Source organism: Dryocola baronae (genome assembly GCF_051297175.1).
In the GTDB taxonomy this organism is placed as follows: Bacteria; Pseudomonadota; Gammaproteobacteria; order Enterobacterales; family Enterobacteriaceae; genus Dryocola.
Window position 1 is genome coordinate 427,937 of record NZ_JBINNY010000001.1, and the last position, 19,775, is coordinate 447,711.

At 57.0% G+C, this 19,775-nt stretch carries 19 protein-coding genes and 1 pseudogene; 14 read left to right on the forward strand and 6 right to left on the reverse strand.

What is annotated here, in order from left to right; genetic code table 11:
• Positions 1–24: 24 nt before the first annotated feature.
• The 4 genes and pseudogenes from ACSPHG_RS01935 to ACSPHG_RS01950 all read left to right on the forward strand — a co-directional run.
• A pseudogene (locus tag ACSPHG_RS01935) lies at positions 25–1,299 on the forward strand (hemagglutinin repeat-containing protein); the annotation flags it as partial.
• A gap of 386 nt (positions 1,300–1,685) precedes the next feature.
• Complete coding sequence (locus tag ACSPHG_RS01940; protein ID WP_435951794.1) at positions 1,686–2,357, forward strand: CsgG/HfaB family protein; 672 nt, start codon at positions 1,686–1,688, stop codon at positions 2,355–2,357.
• A gap of 15 nt (positions 2,358–2,372) precedes the next feature.
• Positions 2,373–2,729 carry a DUF4810 domain-containing protein gene (locus ACSPHG_RS01945; RefSeq protein ID WP_435951795.1) on the forward strand — a complete coding sequence of 119 codons (357 nt, stop codon included), beginning with the start codon at positions 2,373–2,375 and terminating at the stop codon, positions 2,727–2,729.
• Positions 2,726–3,388, forward strand: coding sequence for a DUF799 domain-containing protein (locus ACSPHG_RS01950; protein ID WP_435951796.1), 663 nt, complete (start codon positions 2,726–2,728; stop codon positions 3,386–3,388). The genes ACSPHG_RS01945 and ACSPHG_RS01950 overlap by 4 nt, the downstream gene beginning before the upstream one ends.
• A gap of 59 nt (positions 3,389–3,447) precedes the next feature.
• Here ACSPHG_RS01950 and ACSPHG_RS01955 read toward each other — a convergent pair whose 3' ends face one another.
• Positions 3,448–3,807, reverse strand: a complete 360-nt coding sequence (locus ACSPHG_RS01955; RefSeq protein WP_435951797.1) for a winged helix-turn-helix transcriptional regulator — start codon at positions 3,805–3,807, stop codon at positions 3,448–3,450.
• Positions 3,808–3,929: 122 nt separating this feature from the next.
• Between ACSPHG_RS01955 and ACSPHG_RS01960 the strand changes: the two genes are divergently transcribed.
• From ACSPHG_RS01960 to ACSPHG_RS01975, 4 genes are all read left to right on the forward strand, one after another.
• On the forward strand, positions 3,930–4,673 hold the full coding sequence (locus tag ACSPHG_RS01960; RefSeq protein WP_435951798.1) for an SDR family oxidoreductase: 744 nt from the start codon (positions 3,930–3,932) through the stop codon (positions 4,671–4,673).
• A gap of 227 nt (positions 4,674–4,900) precedes the next feature.
• Positions 4,901–5,215: a PTS sugar transporter subunit IIB gene (locus tag ACSPHG_RS01965; RefSeq protein WP_435951799.1), complete on the forward strand. Its 315-nt coding sequence runs from the start codon at positions 4,901–4,903 to the stop codon at positions 5,213–5,215.
• A gap of 9 nt (positions 5,216–5,224) precedes the next feature.
• On the forward strand, positions 5,225–6,613 hold the full coding sequence (locus ACSPHG_RS01970; RefSeq protein WP_435951800.1) for a glycoside hydrolase family 1 protein: 1,389 nt from the start codon (positions 5,225–5,227) through the stop codon (positions 6,611–6,613).
• Position 6,614: 1 nt separating this feature from the next.
• Positions 6,615–7,937, forward strand: coding sequence for a PTS sugar transporter subunit IIC (locus tag ACSPHG_RS01975; protein ID WP_435951801.1), 1,323 nt, complete (start codon positions 6,615–6,617; stop codon positions 7,935–7,937).
• Positions 7,938–8,129: 192 nt separating this feature from the next.
• Here the strand turns inward: ACSPHG_RS01975 and ACSPHG_RS01980 are convergent, their stop codons facing one another.
• On the reverse strand, positions 8,130–9,350 hold the full coding sequence (locus ACSPHG_RS01980; protein ID WP_435951802.1) for an amino acid deaminase: 1,221 nt from the start codon (positions 9,348–9,350) through the stop codon (positions 8,130–8,132).
• Between the two features lie 202 nt (positions 9,351–9,552).
• On the opposite strand from ACSPHG_RS01980, the gene ACSPHG_RS01985 reads away from it, so the two are divergent.
• The 5 genes from ACSPHG_RS01985 to ACSPHG_RS02005 all read left to right on the forward strand — a co-directional run bounded on the left by ACSPHG_RS01985 (position 9,553) and on the right by ACSPHG_RS02005 (position 14,584).
• The gene (locus ACSPHG_RS01985) at positions 9,553–10,983 is read left to right on the forward strand and encodes an N-acyl-D-amino-acid deacylase family protein (RefSeq protein WP_435951803.1); all 1,431 of its coding nucleotides are present in this window, start codon (positions 9,553–9,555) and stop codon (positions 10,981–10,983) included.
• Positions 10,984–11,076: 93 nt separating this feature from the next.
• On the forward strand, positions 11,077–11,472 hold the full coding sequence (locus tag ACSPHG_RS01990; RefSeq protein ID WP_435951804.1) for a RidA family protein: 396 nt from the start codon (positions 11,077–11,079) through the stop codon (positions 11,470–11,472).
• Positions 11,473–11,653: 181 nt separating this feature from the next.
• A complete protein-coding gene (locus ACSPHG_RS01995; RefSeq protein WP_435951806.1) occupies positions 11,654–13,144 on the forward strand; it encodes a sodium:solute symporter family protein in 1,491 nt (496 codons plus the stop codon).
• On the forward strand, positions 13,141–13,998 hold the full coding sequence (locus ACSPHG_RS02000; protein WP_435951807.1) for a 2-dehydro-3-deoxygalactonokinase: 858 nt from the start codon (positions 13,141–13,143) through the stop codon (positions 13,996–13,998). The genes ACSPHG_RS01995 and ACSPHG_RS02000 overlap by 4 nt, the downstream gene beginning before the upstream one ends.
• Positions 13,985–14,584 carry a 2-dehydro-3-deoxy-6-phosphogalactonate aldolase gene (locus ACSPHG_RS02005; protein WP_435951808.1) on the forward strand — a complete coding sequence of 200 codons (600 nt, stop codon included), beginning with the start codon at positions 13,985–13,987 and terminating at the stop codon, positions 14,582–14,584. Before ACSPHG_RS02000 ends, ACSPHG_RS02005 begins: the two co-directional genes overlap by 14 nt.
• A gap of 447 nt (positions 14,585–15,031) precedes the next feature.
• Here ACSPHG_RS02005 and ACSPHG_RS02010 read toward each other — a convergent pair whose 3' ends face one another.
• Positions 15,032–15,895, reverse strand: coding sequence for a MurR/RpiR family transcriptional regulator (locus tag ACSPHG_RS02010; protein WP_435951809.1), 864 nt, complete (start codon positions 15,893–15,895; stop codon positions 15,032–15,034).
• 192 nt (positions 15,896–16,087) lie between these two features.
• Between ACSPHG_RS02010 and ACSPHG_RS02015 the strand changes: the two genes are divergently transcribed.
• Positions 16,088–16,966 (forward strand): DMT family transporter, encoded by an 879-nt coding sequence (locus tag ACSPHG_RS02015; RefSeq protein ID WP_435955924.1) that lies wholly within the window; start codon positions 16,088–16,090, stop codon positions 16,964–16,966.
• 62 nt (positions 16,967–17,028) lie between these two features.
• On the opposite strand, the gene ACSPHG_RS02020 is transcribed toward ACSPHG_RS02015, so the two are convergent.
• The 3 genes from ACSPHG_RS02020 to ACSPHG_RS02030 all read right to left on the reverse strand — a co-directional run bounded on the left by ACSPHG_RS02020 (position 17,029) and on the right by ACSPHG_RS02030 (position 19,774).
• Complete coding sequence (locus tag ACSPHG_RS02020; protein WP_435951810.1) at positions 17,029–17,994, reverse strand: diguanylate cyclase domain-containing protein; 966 nt, start codon at positions 17,992–17,994, stop codon at positions 17,029–17,031.
• 74 nt (positions 17,995–18,068) lie between these two features.
• Complete coding sequence (locus ACSPHG_RS02025; RefSeq protein ID WP_435951811.1) at positions 18,069–18,920, reverse strand: metal ABC transporter permease; 852 nt, start codon at positions 18,918–18,920, stop codon at positions 18,069–18,071.
• The gene (locus ACSPHG_RS02030) at positions 18,917–19,774 is read right to left on the reverse strand and encodes a metal ABC transporter permease (protein ID WP_435951812.1); all 858 of its coding nucleotides are present in this window, start codon (positions 19,772–19,774) and stop codon (positions 18,917–18,919) included. Before ACSPHG_RS02030 ends, ACSPHG_RS02025 begins: the two co-directional genes overlap by 4 nt.
• Position 19,775 lies beyond the last annotated feature (1 nt).

Here is a 19,775-nt window from a genome sequence, read left to right on the forward strand (position 1 = left end):
AATCCCGGCCAATGAGCCGGAATCCTTAGCCCGATTTTCGACAAGGAGAAAGAGCAAAAGCGGCTGGAGACAGTACAGACGATTGGCGAGCTGGGCAGCCAGGCGATGGATATTGCCCGGACGGAAGGGCAAATCCGGTCGATAAACGCGGGCAAGGCGGAGCTGGCGGCGAAGAACATAAAGGAGCCGGAAAAAGGTGCGTCAGAGCAGGAGTGGGCTGATTACAATACTGCGCTGAAGGAAACCGCCAGCTATAAGGAAACTCAGAGGAAGTGGGGCACCGGAAGCGATATCCAGTGCGGGCTTCAGGCCGCAACGGGCGTCCTGCAGGGGCTGGCGTGCGGGGATATTGCTGCGGCGATAGCGGGCGGCACGGCGCCTTATATGACGCAGCAGATAAAGAAACAGGTGGGGGAGGATAACAGGGCGGCCAACGCCGTTGCTCACGCCCTTCTTGGCGGCGTGGTGGCAGAGCTGCAGGGCCGCAGTGCGGGAGCGGGTGCAGCGGGCGCGGCGGTAAACAGCGCGGTCTCGGCGGCACAGGCTGCCAGTAGTGAAAGCGATGACAGGCTGGCGGCGCTGAAAGGTACCCAGGCGGCAATGTCGGGCTATCAGGCGAGCCAGGCACTCCAGCTTGACGCTGCGAACGGGGGTGACCCGGCGAACAGCAACACCATCGGCATCAGCGCCTCCATCGGGTCGCAGTCGTCTGAGTCCCGCTCGCACAGCGAGCAGAACAAGGCGGCGGGCAGCACGCTCACGGCGGGGGATAACGTCGCCATCACGGCAACCGGTGGCGACATCACCGCCATCGGCAGCCAGATCAAGGCCGGGCAGGACGTGGTGCTGAACGCCGCAGACGATATCAACCTGATTTCTTCCCAGAACAGCCAGCTGCTTGAAGGCGATAACAGCAGCAGCGGCGGCTCGCTGGGTGTGGGCGTTGGCGTCGGGTCGGGCGGGATGGGCATCAGCATTTCCGCCAGCGGCAACAGCGCGAAAGGCAACGAGAGCGGCAGCGGCACCACGCATAACGAAGCCACGCTGGATGCCGGACGGCAGGTGACCCTCACCAGCGGAGATGACACGACGCTTGCCGGGGCGCAGCTCAGCGGTAATAAAGTCGTGGCAGGCATGGGCGGCGACCTGACCATCAGTAACCAGCAGGACAGCGACCGCTACGACAGCAAACAGTCCGGCGTGAGCGGCGGCGGGAGCTTTACGTTCGGGACGATGACGGGCTCGGGCGGAGTCAGTTTCAGCAGGGACAAAATGCGGTCGGAGTACGACAGCGTTATTTAGCAGAGCGGCATCTTTGCAGGTAATGGCGGTTTTAACTGCACCATTGGAAAAAATCACCTGCTTTTTCCCGATAAAACCAGCCAACACCAGTTACCTCTAATATCAATCACCAAAACAATATATGAATCAAATATCATTCATTAAATATATTTATTTCCGAAAGTTAATATCACAGCACGCTATCTTCCATTAATCACGGAAGTGAGATTTTATTGGAGGTCAGCTTGAACCATTAAAGCTTAAGTTTTAATATTTCTCGTGTTATAAGAAATAACTTGAAATGTTTTATATATAAAGCATTCATGTGAATTATATAAAAGTTGCCGGTAATCATAATCAATGATTATTAAACAGGATCTCTTTGCCATAAGGATTATATCGTCATGCGTAAAATCGTTGTCGCGATGGCAGTTGCAAGCTCGTTCTTGATGAGCGGCTGCGCTTCAGAATCATCTCGTTCATTGGAAGTAGAAAAAGTAGCTTCCTATCGTACCGATTACAGTGGTCCGAAAAGCCCGGTCAGTATCGGAAAGTTTGATAACCGCTCCAGCTATATGAATGGCATTTTCTCAGACGGCGTTGACCGTTTGGGGAATCAGTCTAAGACGATACTGATGACGCATTTGCAGCAGACCGGGCGTTTCAATGTCATGGACCGCGCTAACATGGAAGAGTTAAAGAACGAGGCGGGCATCAGCGGTAATCAGCAGCAGTTAAAAGGTGCGACCTATGTTATCACCGGCGATGTGACCGAATTTGGTCGTAAAGAAACCGGTGACAGGGCTTTGTTTGGTATTCTGGGCCGTGGGAAAACGCAGGTCGCTTACGCGAAAGTCGCTTTAAACGTGGTGAATGTTAAAACGTCAGAAGTTATTTTCTCAGCTCAAGGCGCTGGGGAATATGCGTTATCTAATCGCGAGATTATTGGTTTTGGCGGAACGGCGAGCTATGACTCCACGCTTAACGGAAAAGTATTAGATCTGGCAATTCGTGAAGCCGTGAATAATCTGGTTAACGGTATTGATAGCCATGCATGGAATCCGGCTGCAAATTAATAAAGGGAAGATGTTATGAAAGGGAAGCACATTATTTTTCTGGGCGTTTTATCCGTCCTGCTTGTCGGTTGTAAGACTGCACCGAAACCTATTTATCAGTGGGACGGCTACCAGGATACGCTGTACCAATACTATAAAAACGACACCAGCCCCGCAGAGCAAATAGCTTCGCTGCAAAAGCTGGTTGAAAAATCACGAGCCACGTCGCAGCCCGTACCGCCTGGAGTCCACGCACAGTTAGGCTTGCTGTACAGCAATACGGGGCAGATGGATTCGGCCATGGCAGAATTTAACACCGAGAAAAAGCTCTTCCCGGAATCTACGGTATATATTGATTTTCTGACTAAAAAAGACAAAGGAAGTCTTAAATGAAATCACTCATTACTATTATGACTCTCGCCATGGCGCTGCTCATGAGCGGTTGCGCCAAAAAAAATGCTGTATACGATTATTCGGCATTCAAAGAAAGCAAGCCGCGGAGTATCCTTGTTTTACTGCCGCAAAACAGTTCGCCTGATGTTAGCGCAAGCCACAGCTTTATTTCTGAGGTGACATTCCCGTTGGCCGAAGCGGGTTATTATGTTTTCCCGGTTGCCGTTGTTGAAGAGACATTCAAGCAAAATGGCTTAACAAATGCAGGAGACATCAATTCTGTCAGCCTGAAAAAGCTTCAGCAAATATTCGGCGCCGATGCGGTCATGTATTTGAATATTACCGACTATGGCACCTCATACCAGGTTATTGATAGCGATACTCGCGTTTCGGCTTCTGCACGCCTTGTTGATGCTCGCAGTGGCAAAGAATTATGGACGGGTAGCGCAACCGCGTCATCAACCGAACAGCAGTCCAACTCTGGCGGCGGAATTTTAGGCATTCTCATTACGGCTGCGATTAACCAGATTGCGAACACCGCGCTGGATAAAGCCCATGACGTTGCGGCTGTCACCAGCGTGCGGCTGCTGGCTGCGGGTCCGAATGGCAGTATGCTTTACGGCCCTCGCTCTCCGAATTATGCAAAAGCTGGCTTATAAAACAGTTTTAAATACCTGCATCATCGTTTTAACTTAATTATCTTTTGCCGAATTTCATCTTAATCCATTGATGTGATGAAATTCGGCGCATTCACCCGCATCCACTCCGCCAGTGAATCAAGCGTTGGCCGCAGCGATTTTCCTAATTCCGTAATCTGGTATTCCACCCTCGGCGGCACCTCGGCGAATACCTGCCTTGTCACCAGGCCTCGCGATTCAAACTGCCTGAGCTGGCGCGTCAGCTCTTTTTGCGTGATGGGGTGCACCGCGCGCTGTAGGTCGCTGAAGCGGACGGGTTCATCAATCACAATCAGCCGGTAGAGGATGGGGATCGCCCATTTGCCGGATATCAGGTTTACAAAGCTCACCATCGGGCAGCTCAGTCCCGCTTCCGGCAGCGCTGAAATATTTTTGTTCATGGTTTTCCTTATGGGGCGTCAATGCATCCCATTCGGTTCTTTAGTATCCAAATGGTGCCTACTATCCAAAGGATACTATAGCGCAAATAATGCCCTGACCAGTCAAAAAAGAGGTGAGCAAAATGGGCAGATTAGAAGGCAAGTTCGCGTTAATTACCGGCGGCACCAGCGGTATCGGGCTTGAAACGGCGCGGCAGTTTATCGCCGAAGGGGCGACCGTCGCGATTACCGGGCGCAGCCAGCAAGGGTTGCAGCAGGCAAAAGAAGCGCTGGGGGATGTGCATATTATTCACAGCGAAGCGGGCGATATCGGCCAGCAGCGGGAGCTTGCCGGGCAACTTGCGCAGCTGTGGCCGCGCCTCGACGTGCTTTACATCAACGCCGGGGACGTCACCCATCATCCTGTCGAAGAGTGGGATGAAAGCAGCTACGACAGGGTGATGAACACCAATCTTAAGGGGCCGTTCTTTCTGATTCAGGCGCTGCTCCCGCTGCTTGCCAACCCCTCTTCGGTGATTGTTTGCGGGTCGGTGAGCGCTCGCATCGGGCTGCCGCAAAGCAGCGTTTATGCCGCGAGCAAGGCCGCGATTCTCTCGCTTGCGAGAACGCTTTCCGGCGAGCTTCACCCGAAAGGTATACGCGTAAACGGGCTTAGCCCTGGGCCTACGGAAACGCCAGCGCTTGGCAAGCTGGGCAACGGGGCTTCAGAGGAGGCGCTGCGCGACGAAATCCGCGCCCTGGTGCCGATTGGCCGCCTGGGAACCGCCCTGGAGCTGGCAAAGGCCGCCGTTTATCTCGCTTCCGACGAATCCGTTTTTATGGTCGGCAGCGAATTACTTATTGACGGCGGGGTCGGTAATTTATAAATACCGCGATAAATGGGCGAAGGAATGCCCTTATTTCTACCGCGAGTAACAGGGCTATGCTGCTGTTTATTATCGTTAAAAGTCGCATGTATCATTAATGCCTTGAAAAGTACCACGCATTAAAACCAATTCTGTGTTGCCCCTCACTTGCCGCTTTTTCCGTCACTACCCAGAATATATTTGCCGCGCCTTGCGGGTAACTACTTTTAATACGCCAGGGAGTTGTGATGAAGAAAATCTTTTTATGCTGTGCTGCCGGTATGTCTACCAGCATGTTAGTGGAAAGAATGAAAAAGTCCGCCGCCAGTCGCAATATTGAAGTGGAGATCGCCGCGGTGCCGGTGTCTGATTTTGAGCAAATTATTACCGAGGCGGATGTTATTTTGCTCGGCCCGCAGGTGAAATTTCAGCTTCAGAGCTTAACCAAATCCGCTGAGCCGCACGGGGTGCCGGTGGCGGCTATCGATATGATGCAGTACGGCTCGATGCAGGGCGATAAGGTGCTGGATCATGCCCTGTCTTTATTACAACAATCACAATAAGGGCGAGCCATGAAATACCGTTTTCCTGATAATTTTTGGTGGGGTACGGCCACCAGCGCAACGCAGTCTGAAGGGCATGAACCGGGGGATGGCAAAGGTGAAAATATCTGGGACTATGCCTCACACCAGTTTAATGAGCGTTTTCATCAGGGCGTGACGTCGGACGATACCTCGACGTTTTACCGACATTATCGGGAAGACATTCAGCGCGCCAAAGATATTGGCCTGAATTCGTTTCGTACCTCCATTTCCTGGTCGCGCTTAATTCCAGACGGCGACGGGGGAATTAACCCGCAGGCGGTAGAGTTTTATAACGCGGTGATTGACGAGCTCCACGCGCAGGGTATCGAGCCTTTTATCAACCTGTATCATTTCGATATGCCGATGGCGTTGCAGGAAAAGGGCGGTTTTGAAAACCGCGACGTAGTTGACGCCTTTGCCCGCTATGCGCGCATTTGCTACGAATTATTTGGCGACCGCGTGCGCTATTGGTTCACCTTTAACGAGCCGCTCATTCCTGCCGAAGCGGGTTATTTACACCCTCGCCACTATCCCTACGTGACGAATTTCCGCCGTGCTGCGCAGGTATTACACCACATCGTGCTGGCACACTGTAAAGCCGTTGCCGCCTGGCGCGAGCTGAATATTGAGGGGCAGATCGGCATCATTATGGATGTTATTCCGGTCTATCCGCGCAGCGATACGCCCGAAGATTTACAGGCTGCGGCCATGGCCGATCTCTTTTATACCCGCAGCATAAACGAGCCTATTTTATTGGGGCGGTATCCGGATGAACTGATCGCCATTCTGAAAGAACACGACCAGCTGCCAAAAAGCCTGCCCGGCGACTGCGAGCTTATCGCGAATACGCGCATCGATTTGCTGGGAATAAATTACTATCGCCCGCGCCGCGTTAAGGCACGTGAAAGCATTCTGGACGAGCCGCACGGTTTTGTGCCGGAACGCTTCTTCGAGGAATACATTATGCCGGGACGCAGGATGAATACCTCGCGGGGCATTGAGATTTATCCTGCCGCGCTTTATGACATTGCGATGGTGGTGAAAGAGCGCTACGGCAATTTACCCTGGTTTGTTTCGGAAAACGGCATCGGTATTTCCGACGAAGAGCAGTTTATGGAAAACGGCCAGGTGCAGGACGATTACCGTATCGAGTTTCTGAAAGAACACCTTGGCTATTTGCACCAGGCGATGGCCGACGGCAGCAACTGTCAGGGCTACCACATGTGGACGTTTATCGACTGCTGGTCGTGGCAGAACGCCTATAAAAACCGCTACGGCTTCTATCGCCTGGATTTAGCAACCCAGCAGCGCGCGCTGAAAAAATCCGGCCTGTGGTTCCGCAAGGTGATTGAAAATAACGGCTTCGAGGAGGCATAGCATGTCTTACTTTGAAAGACTGGCCGAAAAGATGCTGCCGGTGGCGAATGCCATTGGCAACCAGCGGCATATGCAGGCGATTCGCAACGGGCTTATTTCTATTTTACCGCTGACCATCGTCGGATCGTTTTTCGTTATTTTGCTCAATATTCCGATTAAAGGGTATATGGACTTTATCGCGCCGTACCGCGATATGCTGGACGTTCCCTTTCGGTTTACCGTTGGCCTAATGTCGCTTTACGCCGCGTTTACCATCGGGTCATTTTTGGGGAAAAGCTACAAGCTGAACGATATCACCAGCGGGCTGCTGGCGATGTTAGCGACGCTGCTGATGATTGTGCCGGTCAATATTAAAGAGGGAATGACCGTAGCCGGGGAGGCGGTTTCCGGGCGCTATATTCCCATTACCTCGCTCAGCTCACAGGGGTTATTTGGGGCGATTATCTCCTCGCTGATTGCCATTGAGATTTACCGCTTTATTAAAGTACGAAATATCGAAATCAGGATGCCAGAGGGCGTGCCGCCGGTGGTAGCGAGTTCGTTTTCAGCGCTGTTCCCGACGCTTGCGGTGGTGCTGATCTTCTGGATCCCGCGCCACTTCCTGAACGTCGATATCAACGCCATCATCAGCTTTATTATTATGCCGCTGAAAGGCTTTATGACCGGCACCAACCTGTTTGGCGGCATCGTCACGCAGTTCTTTATCGATCTGTTTTGGGTGTTTGGGATCCACGGCCACGCGGTGATGGGGCCGCTGATCCGCCCGCTGTGGGATCAGGCGATCGTGCAGAATATGGAGCTGTTCCAGGCGGGCACCAGCGCCTACGAGCTGCCGAATATCTTCACCGAGCAGTTCTTCCAGTGGTACGCGCAGATGGGCGGCACCGGCTCGACGCTGGCGCTCGTGGTGCTGTTTATCCGCTCGAAGGCCGCCTATCTGAAATCGCTGGGGAAACTGTCGTTTATTCCGGGGCTGTTTAACATCAACGAGCCGATGATTTTCGGCGCGCCGATCGTCATGAACCCGATTCTGGCGGTGCCGTTTATCCTCGCGCCGATGGTGAATACCGTGGTGGTGTACCTGTTTACCATCAGCGGGCTGATCCCGCGCATGATGGTGAAGCCGCCGTTTACCATCCCGGCTCCGCTGGGGGCGCTGATCACCACCAACTGGAACCTGATAGCCTGCGGGCTGGTGTTCGTCTGCTTCTTTATCTCGCTTGCGATCTATTACCCGTTCTTCAAGGTCTATGAGAAGAAGATGCTGGAGACCGAGCAGCAGCAGCGCGAAGAGGAGCAGGCGAAGGTGTTGGCAGGGGTGTGAGGGTTGTCGGGCAGGTGTCGGGTGTAGGGTGTTGGGCGGGATAGTGTCGGGTGGCGGCTACGCCTTACCCGACCTACGTTTGTCCGCGAACGTAGGGTGGATAAGCGCCAGCGCCATCCACCGGTTAACCAACGGCCACCGCATCCAGAGTCGTAGGGTGGATAAGCGCCAGCGCCATCCACCGTTTTTAGCTTAAAAAGCCGTCTCTAAGGTTTCGAGCACGTTGTAGTTCTCGTCCACCAGGTGCAGCGCCTTCCACTTGTCAAAGGTCAGGCACGGGTGGGAGGTGCTGAACACCAGAATGTCGCCCACCTGCACGTCCGTTCCCTGTTCCAGCTTCAGCATCGCGTGCTGGTCCATAATGCCGGTGGTTGTGATGGCCTGCGCCGGGTTCGCCAGCGCTTTGCCCTGGCGGTAATGCGCCACCGGCTGCGGTAGGCCCGCGTCGAAGGCGCTGTCGCGCTTGCCGAAGTTCACAATCGCGCGGTCGCTTTCCGGCACCGACTGCACCATCGCTACCAGCTCCAGCGCGGAAACCAGATCGCCGCCTAGATCACAGGCTACCTTGTCACGGGCCATCAGCTCGTCCTGCGCTTCCTGATAGATACCCGCGTCGTGGGTGATGTAGCAGCCGGGGCGAATGACCACGCGGCAGTCGGCCGGTTTGTTCGCCTCCAGCCAGACGTTGCATACCACGTCGTACCAGACGGAACCCGCGCCGGTGAGAATAAACTCCCCTTCGACATAATGTTCAAGCCGGCAGGCAAGTTCTGCGGCATCGCGCAGCAGCGCTTCCACCTTTGGCTGCGGGTTTTCACCGTGCAGCACGCCTTCGTACAGCTCCAGCCCGCGCAGGCGCAGGCCCGGTAGACCGGAAATTTCTTCGGCCAGCGCCAGCGCCTGTTCGGCGGTGCGACAGCCGCAGCGCCCGCCCGGCACGCCCAGCTCAATCAGAATATCGAGCGTCTGGCCCTGCGTGCTAAAGAAGGCGGAAAGCGTTTTTGCGTTGGCGACGCTGTCCACGCAGCACAGGTAGTCGACGCCTTGATATTCGTTTTTGAGACGGGAAACCAGCTGCATGTTCGCTTTGCCGACCAGCTGGTTAACCATCAGTACGCGCTTCACGCCGCTTGCCATCGCGATGCTCGCCTGCCACGCGCTGCCGACGCCCACCGCCCAGGCGCCGGCCTTTTGCTGCTGCTGAAAGATCCACGGTGTCATGGTGGTTTTGCCGTGCGGGGCGAGGGATACGCCGCGCGTATCGGCGTAGCGCTGCATCCACTGAATGTTGTTTTCCAGCGCGGCCTTTTTGATGACCGCGGCGGGCAGACAAACGTCTTCATTGAGGATATTCGCCGGGGTGAAAAGAGGGGCAGATTTATGCGGAACGAGGTTACTTTCTTGGTATTTCATAACATAATTCCTTTGCGATTATCTATTCTTTCAGAGTGGGTATCTTTTGTAATTCAATGAAAATAAACGATATATATTCATTGTTATCGAATTGATGAATAAAAGTATCAGAAATTCGTATGCATTTTGCGTAGTCTTCCACTGTTTTTATCGCTTGTAAATGGTTAACTTTAGCCCAGAACACAACGGGGGTATGGAACACATGAAGTTCGACTATCTGTTCAGGAATGTCACGGTGATTGACGGCAGCGGCGGCCCGGAATACCGCGCCGACGTCGCGATTCAGGGCGATCGCATTGTGGAAATTGCCCCGGCGATTAGCGGCGGGGCGCAGCATGAAATCGACGGCGCGGGCCGCGTGCTGGCACCCGGTTTTATCGATGTCCACACCCACGACGACATCAACGTTATTCGCATGCCGGAGTACCTGCCGAAAATCAGCCAGGGGATCACGACGGTCATCGTCGGCAACTGCGGCATCAGCGCGGCGACGGCCACCATGAAGGGCAGCGTCCCGGACCCGATGAATTTACTCGGCGACGTGGAACACTTTGTTTATCCGACGGTTGCCGCCTACGCCGCGGCGGTTGAGCAGGCCCGCCCGGCGATTAACGTCGGCACGCTTATCGGCCACACCGCGCTGCGCAACAACCATATGGACGACCTGTTCCGCACCGCGACGGACGAAGAAATTGCCGGGATGCGCGGCCAGCTTAAGCTCGCTTTGCAGCAGGGCGCGCTGGGCCTCAGCACTGGCCTTGCGTACGGCACCGCTTTCCACTCATCCACCGAAGAGGTGATGGCGCTGGCGGAAGAATTAGCCGCAGAGAAGGGCATTTACACCACCCATCTGCGCTCCGAGTTTGAGCCGATTCTGGAGGCGCTCGACGAGGCGTTTCGCATCGGCCGCCACGGCAACATTCCGGTGGTTGTCTCGCACCATAAATGCGCCGGGGCGAAGAACTGGGGCCGCACGGTAGAAACGCTGAAGCTGTTCGACAAGGTGCGCGAGCAGCAGGACGTTTCCTGCGACTGCTACCCGTACTCGGCAAGCTCGTCCACGCTGGACATGAAGCAGATCACCGACGAATTCGACATCATTATTACCTGGTCGGAGCCGCATCCGGAGGTCGCCGGGCGGTCGCTTGCGCAGATCGCGGAGAGCTGGTCGATGTCGCTTCCAGATGCCGGAAAATTACTGATGCCCGCCGGGGCGATTTACTACAACATGGACGAGCAGGACGTGCGGCGCGTGTTGAGCTACCCGGTGACGATGGTCGGTTCCGACGGCCTGCCGAACGACCCGATGCCGCATCCGCGCCTGTGGGGCGCGTTCCCCCGCGTGCTGGGGCATTACAGCCGCGACGAGAAGCTGTTCCCGCTCACCGTTGCGGTTCACAAAATGACGGGAATGTCGGCGGCGCGCTTCCAGCTACCGGAGCGGGGCCTGGTTAAATGCGGCTACTATGCGGATTTAGTGCTTTTCGACCCGGAAACGGTGCGCGACGTGGCGAGCTTCAGCGACCCGCAGCAGCCCGCGGCGGGCATCGAAGCGGTAATGGTCAATGGCGTGATGAGCTACGGCCGTGATAAACAGGTTATCGGGCGCGCCGGGCGATTCCTGCGCCGATAGGTTTTTGTCGGATGGCGCGTTGCTTATCCGACCTACACATTCGAACCCTGGGGTGGATGAGCTACGCGCCAGTCACCTCAATAAGGAGCAACAATGAGCATTAAACGTTACGGAGTAGGTGGCAGCACCGGGACCGGCGGGCAGCACCTGCCGTTTGCCAAAGCGGTGGAAGCGGGCGGCTGGCTTTACGTGTCCGGGCAAACGCCGATGAAAGACGGCGAGGTGGTGGAAGGCGGCATTATCGAGCAGTCGCGCCTCGCGATTCAGAACTGCGTCGATATCATGGAAAGCGCGGGCTACACGCTTGCGGACGTGGTGCACGTAAAGGTGTATTTGACCGATGCGCGCTATTTCCAGTCGTTCAACAAGGTGTTCAGCGAATTCTTCTCCGACCATCCGCCCGCCCGCGTCTGCTGCGTCGCTGACCTGGTGGTGGATTGCAAAGTGGAAGTGGATTTAACCTGTTATAACGCCGAGCGCGCAAAATAATCTGAAGTAGGGCGGGTAAGCGTATGCGCCACCCGCCGCAATAATGGTGGATGGCGCATACGCTTATCCACCCTACAAAAACTATTCCAACATAATTCCGGTACGCCAAGAACGTGCCAACGGGTTTTCTGTACCCTTTTTTCAGAAAGCCAACGCAACTTAATTAATCTGGAAGTGAGCCATGAATAATTATTCTTTTCTTATCTGGTTTGCGATTTATGCCTGCGCCATGATTACGCTTGGCTGGTATGTTTCGCGCAATCAAAAAAATGGCGATGACTTTTTATTGGGTGGTCGCTCATTGCCGATGATTTTAACGCTGGGTTCAACCGTCGGCACCATGGTTGGCACCGGCTCGAGCGTTGGCGCGGTAGGCTTTGGCTATACCAACGGCTGGGCGGGCATGTTATATGGCCTGGGCGGCGCGGTGGGTATTCTGCTGGTGGCCTGGCTGTTTGCGCCGGTGCGTAAAATGCGCTTTATGACCATGAGCGAAGAGATCTCTTATTACACCGGCGGCAGCAAAATTATTAAGAACGTGGTGGCAATATTAATATTTATCGCCTCTATCGGCTGGCTGGGTGCGCATATTCTTGGCGGTGGTTTATATCTGGCGTGGGCCAGCGGCATTAATATTAATACCGCAAAAATTATTATTGCCGCGGCGTTTGTGGTTTACGTTGGCATCGGCGGCTATTCCGCGGTGGTGTGGATCGATACCGTTCAGTCGCTGATTCTATTTATCGGTTTTATCCTGATGGCCGGGCTTGCCGTGCACCACGTCGGCGGCTGGAGCCACATCCAGCAGGCCGTTGACCCGGCGGCGCAGAGCCTGTTTGCGGTGGATAAGCTTGGCATCCTGCCCGCGTTCTCGCTGGCGATAGTGATTGGCGTCGGCGTGCTGGCCACTCCTTCTTACCGCCAGCGTATCTATTCTGCGAAAACGGTCGGCACGGTGCGTAAATCCTTCGTGATTACCGGCCTGCTGTACCTCGGCTTCTCCTTCCTGCCGGCGATTATCGGCATGGCGGCCTACACCATGAACCCGGCGCTCGAAAACAGCGGCTTCGCCTTCCTGTTTGCCACCCAGGTTCTGCCGCCCGTGCTGGCGATGGCGGTGCTGATTGCCGGGATGTCCGCGAACATGTCGTCGGGCAGCTCGGATGCGATTGCCGCCGTTTCCATCATGCTGCGCGACCTGTACACGCTGATTACCGGGCATATGCCCGCGCCGGAAAAGGCGATTCGCATGTCGCGCATTTTCCTCGTGCTGGTGATTGGCCTGGCGCTGCTGTTCGCGCTGACCTCCAACGACATCATCAGCTACATCACCAAAATGATCTCGATGATCATGTCCGGCATGTTTATCTGTTCGATGCTGGGCCGCTTCTGGACGCGCTTTAACTGGCAGGGTGCGCTGGCGGCGCTGATTGGCGGCGCGGGGGCGTCGATTGTGGTGCTGGCGAACGATAGCTGGATGAGCTTCTGGGGCAACCCGGTGGTGCCGTCGGTGCTGGCGAGCCTGGGCTTTGCGGTGGTCGTCACGCTGGTCACCCCGGCGAGCAAGATGAGCCGCGAGGAAGCGCTGGAGATGATTACCCGCGAACGTGAAAGCCAGCCGGAAGCCGTACCGGTACCGCTGGGCAAACGCGCCACGGGGAACGCACGATGAGCGGCAGCTACATCGCCATCGACTGGGGCTCAACGCACCTGCGCGCCTGGCTGTACCGCGACGGGGAGTGCGTTGACAGCCTGCAGCTGCCCTACGGGGTGAGCCGCCTGGTCGGGCAAACCGCCCGCGAGGTGTTTGATAAGTACGTCGATCCGTGGCGCAGGCGTGAAGCGCTGCCGGTGGTGATGGCCGGGATGATCGGCAGCGACGCGGGCTGGCAGCCGGTGCCGTATCTGCCCTGTCCGGTGTCGCTGCACGAGCTGAGCGCACGGCTTTTTGAAGTCGCGCCGCAGGTGTGGATCGTGCCGGGGCTGAACACGCCACGGAACGTGATGCGCGGCGAAGAAACGCAGCTGCTGGGCGCGATGCAGCTCGCCCCGGCGGCACGTTACGTTCTGCCGGGCACGCACAGCAAGTGGGTTCAGGCGGCGAACGGCGCGGTGAGCGGCTTTACCACGGCGATGACCGGGGAGCTACACCACCTGCTGATGAACCATTCGCTGGTCGGCAAAGGGCTGCCGGAGCAGCGCGACGACCCGGCGGCGTTTCAGGCTGGCCTGCAAAGCGGGCTGGAATCCCCGTCGCTCGTCACCCGGCTTTTTGAAGCCCGCGCGCTGCGGGTGCTGGGCGAGCTGGCGCAGGAGTCCGTCAGCGACTGGCTTTCGGGGCTGCTGATTGGCGCGGAGGTGGCGGCCAACAGGCAGGTCGGCGAATCCGTGACGCTGGTGGGCAGCGAATCGCTGTGCGCCCGCTATCGGCAGGCGTTGGCAACGGCGGGCATTGCGGCCCGTGAAATCGCGGGTGATACCGCTTTCCAGCAGGGCATAAGGAGCATTCTCGATGCAAGACGCTAAACCCTTAGTCGCGATTTTACGCGGCATCCGTCCCTTTGAGGCCAGCGGCCACGTTGGCGCATTAATAGAAGAGGGCTTTCGCTATATCGAAATCCCGCTCAACTCGCCGGACTGGCAGCAAAGCATCCCCGAAATGGTGAGACTTTACGGCGAAAAAGCGCTAATCGGCGCGGGAACGGTGCTAAAAGTCGAGCAGGTGGATTTTTTGCATGAGGCCGGGGCGAGGCTGGTGGTGACGCCGAATACCAACCCTGCGGTGATTCGCCGGGCGGTGGAGGCCGGGATGCTGGTCTGCGCCGGTTGCGCCACGGCAAGCGAAGCGTTTACCGCATTGGAAGCCGGAGCGCAGTGGCTGAAGATTTTCCCGTCGTCGGCCTTTGGCCCGGCGTATATTTCCGCGCTGAAGGCCGTGCTGCCGCCGGACGTTCCCGTGCTGGCGGTCGGCGGCGTGACGCCAGAAAACCTGGGTGAGTATTTGCGGGCGGGATGTGCGGGAGCCGGGTTAGGCGGCGATTTGTACCGCGCCGGGCAGGATGTTGAAACCACGCGGGTTCAGGCTCGGCGGTTTATGGCGGCCTTTAAGTAGGAGCATGTCGGGTAACGAATGTCGGATGGCGCTGGCGCTTATCCGACCTACGAAAATTATGGGGTTTTGTCGGATGGCGCTGGCGCTTATCCGACCTACGAAAAATGCGGGGTTTTGTCGGATGGCGCTGGCGCTTATCCGACCTACGAAAAATGCGGGGTTTTGTCGGATGGCGCTGCGCTTATCCGACCTACGAAAAATGCGGTGTTTCGTCGGATGGCGCTGGCGCTTATCTGACCTACGAAAAATGCGGTGTTTCGTCGGATGGCGCTGGCGCTTATCCGACCTACGAAAAATGCAGGGTTTTGTCGGATGGCGCTGGCGCTTGTCCGACCTACGAAAATTGCGGGGTTTTGTCGGATGGCGTTGGCGCTTATCCGACCTACAAATCGGAACGTGTAGGGTGGATAAGCGCAGCGCCATCCACCGAAAGAACCCCGCTTGCCTTTAATCCCCCAACGGCTGCCGGTCCACGCCGCCGCGGTGGCTGTCGAGCGCCAGCTTAATGCGTCGCAGCCTGTCTTTGGCCTGGCTTTTGTTCGCCATCGCCAGCTCCGTAGCCAGCACGTCCACCATTGCCAGCATCGCGTAGCGCGAGGTGCTTGGTTTAAAGATGTAGTCGTTTTCGCGCACGATCAGCGGCAGCACGACGTCGGCGTTTGCCGCAAGCGGGGATTCCTCCGGCGTGATGGCGATGACTTTCGCGCCGTACTGGCGGGCCATCGCCGCGCTTTCAATGATTTCCGGGGTGTAACCGCCGAGCGACAGCGCCAGCACCACGTCGTTTGGCGTGACGGCGGAGCACATCATGCGCACCAGCAGGCCGTCGCTCTGGCTGACTACCGGCAGGCCGAGGCGGAACAGGCGGAACTGCACTTCCTGGGCGCAAATCGTCGAGCCGCCGCCCATGCCGATCGCCAGTATCTGCCGCGCGTCGCTCAGCCATTCGACGGCTTTTTTTAACGACTCCGGGTTCAGCGCCCGGCGGTTGATGTCCAGCACGTTAATGATAGTTTCGTAGATCCCCTGTACGCCCTCGAGATCCGGCACGTCGAGAATAAAGCGCTGCCCGACGGCGAGCGACTGGGCGAGCTTCACCTTCAGCTCACGCACGTCTTTGCAGCCTATCGCGCGGGCAAACCGGGTGATTGACGCCTGGCTTGTTTCGGTTAGGCGCGCCATTTCGGCAATCGGCAGGGTGGCGGCGGACTGCACGTCATCCAGAATAAACTGCGCGATGCGCTTTTCCGTGGCGGTCAGCTCCACAAAGCGGTCGGTAATGCAGGAGATAATGTCGATGGAGAAGGCCATGGCGCATCCTGAAAGTGAAGATTAAGGGCTGGTACTTTGTACCATATATTCGCCCCATGTGTCCGGCAAAAGGGGGATGCTTTATTTCGCCAATGACGGATAATAAGCAAATCTGAAACAACAGTTTATTTTTATAAAGGATTAGGCGTGGAAAGCAACGTGTCGCTGTTTACCCGTAAGAAATTCGCATGGATGTGTGCCGCATTCTGCTGCCTGCTGTGGGGCAGCGCGTATCCGGCGATCAAAAACGGCTATGAGATCTTTGCGATCGCCACCGACGATCTTCCCGGTAAGATCGTCTTTGCAGGCTACCGCTTTGTGATCGCGGGTCTCCTGCTGCTGGCCTTTGCGGCCCTGCAGGGCAAGCCGGTTGGGCGTCTGTCTCGCGGGCAGTTTTCGCAGCTTGCCGCGCTGGGCGTGACGCAGACGGCCATTCAGTACATCTTCTTTTATATCGGGCTTGCCTACACCACCGGCGTGAAGGGCTCGATCATGAACGCGACGGGGACGTTTTTCAGCGTGCTGCTGGCGCACTTCATCTACCAGAACGATCGCCTGAGTATGAATAAAATCGTCGGCTGCGTGCTGGGGTTTGCGGGCGTCATGGTGGTTAACTTCAACAGCCAGCTGATGGACTTTAGCTTTAGCTGGATGGGCGACGGCTTCGTGGTGCTGGCGGCGTTTATCCTGTCGGCGGCCTCCCTGTACGGCAAGCGTATTTCGCAGACCATCGACCCGACGATTATGACCGGCTGGCAGCTTGCCATCGGCGGCGTGGTGCTGACCGTCGGCGGCTTTCTGGCAGGCGGCAGGCTTGCGTTTCACGGCTGGGAGTCGGCGGCGATTCTGGGCTACCTGGCGCTGCTGTCCTCCGTGGCGTTTGCGCTGTGGAGCCTGCTGCTGAAGTACAACCGCGTGGGGATGATCGCGCCGTTTAACTTCCTGATCCCCGTTTCCGGCGCGGTGCTGTCGGCGATTTTCCTCCAGGAGAGCATTATGGAGTGGCGCTATGCGGTTGCGCTGGTGCTGGTCTGTTTTGGGATTTGGCGGGTGAACGTGGTGCGGCGTTAGTCGTTGATCTTAAAGATTGCGGCGGAGGGCGCTGGCGCTTATCCGCCCTACGTGTTCGAAAGCTAAGTCTGAATCAGAATCTCCGTCCCCAGCGCTATCCCGTTCTTGCCGGTGTGTTTCACCAGGTACATTGATTCATCGGCGCGGATCACCGCGTCGCCAAAGTTATCGCTCATCCAGGATTCGTTGACGCCAATTGAGGCGCCAACCGTGGCCGCACCGTTGCCCAGTTCGAAAGGGGTGATGGCCGCGTCGAGACAGCGTTTGGTGATGCTGCCGATTTCCGGGTGGCCCATCGTCCACGGCATCAGCAGAATGAACTCGTCGCCGCCGATGCGCCCGATGGTGACCTCCGGCGGGCAGGCCTCCTGCAGGCGCTGGCTGAGCTGGAGCAGCACCTCGTCGCCGCTGCGGTGGCCGAAGGTATCGTTAACGTTCTTGAAGTCGTCCAGGTCGATAAAAGCCACGGACAGCGCGCCGAGCTTTTTTAGCAGATCGAACTGCGCGTGCAGCGCGTGGCGGTTGGCAAGGCCGGTGAGCGGGTCGTGGTTGGCGAGTTTGGCAAGCTGCTGCTCGTACTGCTTTTCTTTGGTCATGTCGATGTGGGTGCCGGTGACCTTCAGCGGCGTACCGTCGTCGTCCCATTCGGTGACCCTGCCGCGATCTAACACCCAGGTGACGGTGCCGTTTTTGGCCTGCATGCGGTGCAGAGCTTCGTAAAACGGCGCTTTGCCTTCCAGATGGTTATAGAACGACGATAAGACCATCTCTTTGTCGTCCGGGTGCAGGTGTTCCCGCCACACGTCGAAGTGAGCGCTAAGTTCTTTGGGCTGATAGCCCAGCATGGAACCCCAGCGGCGGTTGAAGATGACCAGCTTGCCGCTGGGCACATCGAGCTGCCACAGGCACAGGCCGGTGCCGTCGAGCGCCGCGCTGAGCTTGTTGCGGGCGTCGTGGGCGATTCTCTTTAGCCGGGCATTGTGCTTTTTGAGGTTGAGGATCTGCTGCCTGAGCGCGTCTTCGGACATTGAGCATGTTTATGTTCAAATAATATTCATTCTCAACAGTTATTAATGGCTTGTAAATATCGCCCACGAAAAAGTTATCGCGCGGCGCTTTGCCCGGCCTCAAGCCTTGCCTGTTTTCTCGTTGAAAAGACAAACGCCGCGATAAATACGATGGCGGAAAGCACGACGATGGTCGGTGCCGGGGCGCTGTCGATAAAGAACGAAAGATAAACGCCGATAAACGAAACGCTAACCGCCAGCGCCAGCGCGACCAGCATCATCGACAGAAAGGTGCGGGTGAGCAGCGAGGCAATCGCGCCGGGGGCGATAAGCAGCGAGATAGCCAGAATAATCCCCACCGCTTTTAGCGCCGCCACGATGGTCAGCGACACCATGCACAGCAGGCCGTAGTGCAGCAGCTTGACGTTCAGCCCGGACGCCTGCGCCTGCGTCGGGTCAAAGGCGTGCAGCAGAAAATCCTTCCACTTTACGGCGACGATGCCCGCGGTCAGCAGCGCGATAATACCCGTCTGGATGATGTCCGCCGAGCTCACGCCGAGCATGTCGCCGAACAGAATGTGGTCGAGGTGTATGTCGGGCTTCAGGTAAACGTAGAGCACCAGGCCCGCGCCGAACATGCCGGAAAAAACGATGCCCATCACGGTGTCGCGCTTGATGCGGCTGTTGTCCTGCAGAAAGCCCGTTGCCAGCGCGCAGAACAGTCCGGCGATAAACGCGCCGACGCCGAGCGGCAGGCCGACCATCCACGCCACCACGACGCCGGGGAAGACCGCGTGGCTCATGGCGTCGCCCATCAGCGCCCAGCCTTTCAGCACCAGGAAGCACGAGAGCAGTGCGCAGGGCACGGCGACCAGCGCGGTCATCACCAGCGCGTTGACCATAAAGCCGAACTGGAAGGGGGAAAGCAGGGTGTCGATGAGGCTCATGGCGTTTCTCCTGCGGTGTGGCGGGCGCGCCTGCGGCTGGCGAGCAGGCCGTGTTTCGGGGCAAAAATAAAGGTTATCAGGAAGATAAGGGTTTGCAGCACGACGATAACTCCGCCCGTTGCGCCGTCCAGGTAATAGCTGATATAGGTGCCGACGGCGCTGGTAATACTGCCCAGCGCCACCGATATTATCAGCAGTTTCGGGAAGCGGTCGGTGAGCAGATAGGCCGTAGCACCCGGCGTAACCACCATGCAGATCACGAGAAACGCGCCGACGGTTTGCAGCGCGGCAACGGTGGTAACGGAGAGCAGGGTGAAAAACAGCCCCTTGAGAAGCGTGGGGTTCAGGCCAATCGAGCGGGCGTGGTTTTCATCGAAAAAGGTCACCATCAGGTCTTTCCATTTCACCAGCAGGATCGCCAGCGACACGAAGCCAATCACCGCCAGCTGCACGATATCCGCCGGGGCGATGGCCAAAATATTACCCAGCACGATGGTCTGGATGTTCACCGACGTGGGGTTGAGCGAGACCATAAATAGCCCGAGGCCGAAGAACGACGAGAAGATAAGCCCAATGATGGTGTCTTCCCGCAGGCGCGTGCGCTGGTTTAAAAACAGCATGGTTGCCGCCGCCAGCCCGCCGGAGAAAAACGCGCCGAGGGAGAACGGCAGGCCGAGCATGTACGCGCCCGCCACGCCCGGTACGATGGAGTGCGAGAGCGCATCGCCGATCAGCGACCAGCCTTTTAGCATCAGATAGCAGGACAAAAACGCGCACACGCCGCCGACCAGCGCCGATACCCAGATGGCGTTGAACATGTAGCTGTAGGCGAACGGCTCAAGCAGAATGTCCATC

Excerpts from the sequence above, each read along its gene's own strand:
- ACSPHG_RS01940 (WP_435951794.1), top strand. The coding sequence starts at position 1,686 with ATGCGTAAAATCGTTGTCGCGATGGCAGTTGCAAGCTCGTTCTTGATG.
- ACSPHG_RS01945 (WP_435951795.1), top strand. The coding sequence starts at position 2,373 with ATGAAAGGGAAGCACATTATTTTTCTGGGCGTTTTATCCGTCCTGCTT.
- ACSPHG_RS01950 (WP_435951796.1), top strand. The coding sequence starts at position 2,726 with ATGAAATCACTCATTACTATTATGACTCTCGCCATGGCGCTGCTCATG.
- ACSPHG_RS01955 (WP_435951797.1), bottom strand. The coding sequence starts at position 3,807 with ATGAACAAAAATATTTCAGCGCTGCCGGAAGCGGGACTGAGCTGCCCG.
- ACSPHG_RS01960 (WP_435951798.1), top strand. The coding sequence starts at position 3,930 with ATGGGCAGATTAGAAGGCAAGTTCGCGTTAATTACCGGCGGCACCAGC.
- ACSPHG_RS01965 (WP_435951799.1), top strand. The coding sequence starts at position 4,901 with ATGAAGAAAATCTTTTTATGCTGTGCTGCCGGTATGTCTACCAGCATG.
- ACSPHG_RS01970 (WP_435951800.1), top strand. The coding sequence starts at position 5,225 with ATGAAATACCGTTTTCCTGATAATTTTTGGTGGGGTACGGCCACCAGC.
- ACSPHG_RS01975 (WP_435951801.1), top strand. The coding sequence starts at position 6,615 with ATGTCTTACTTTGAAAGACTGGCCGAAAAGATGCTGCCGGTGGCGAAT.
- ACSPHG_RS01980 (WP_435951802.1), bottom strand. The coding sequence starts at position 9,350 with ATGAAATACCAAGAAAGTAACCTCGTTCCGCATAAATCTGCCCCTCTT.
- ACSPHG_RS01985 (WP_435951803.1), top strand. The coding sequence starts at position 9,553 with ATGAAGTTCGACTATCTGTTCAGGAATGTCACGGTGATTGACGGCAGC.
- ACSPHG_RS01990 (WP_435951804.1), top strand. The coding sequence starts at position 11,077 with ATGAGCATTAAACGTTACGGAGTAGGTGGCAGCACCGGGACCGGCGGG.
- ACSPHG_RS01995 (WP_435951806.1), top strand. The coding sequence starts at position 11,654 with ATGAATAATTATTCTTTTCTTATCTGGTTTGCGATTTATGCCTGCGCC.
- ACSPHG_RS02000 (WP_435951807.1), top strand. The coding sequence starts at position 13,141 with ATGAGCGGCAGCTACATCGCCATCGACTGGGGCTCAACGCACCTGCGC.
- ACSPHG_RS02005 (WP_435951808.1), top strand. The coding sequence starts at position 13,985 with ATGCAAGACGCTAAACCCTTAGTCGCGATTTTACGCGGCATCCGTCCC.
- ACSPHG_RS02010 (WP_435951809.1), bottom strand. The coding sequence starts at position 15,895 with ATGGCCTTCTCCATCGACATTATCTCCTGCATTACCGACCGCTTTGTG.
- ACSPHG_RS02015 (WP_435955924.1), top strand. The coding sequence starts at position 16,088 with ATGTGTGCCGCATTCTGCTGCCTGCTGTGGGGCAGCGCGTATCCGGCG.
- ACSPHG_RS02020 (WP_435951810.1), bottom strand. The coding sequence starts at position 17,994 with ATGTCCGAAGACGCGCTCAGGCAGCAGATCCTCAACCTCAAAAAGCAC.
- ACSPHG_RS02025 (WP_435951811.1), bottom strand. The coding sequence starts at position 18,920 with ATGAGCCTCATCGACACCCTGCTTTCCCCCTTCCAGTTCGGCTTTATG.
- ACSPHG_RS02030 (WP_435951812.1), bottom strand. The coding sequence starts at position 19,774 with ATGGACATTCTGCTTGAGCCGTTCGCCTACAGCTACATGTTCAACGCC.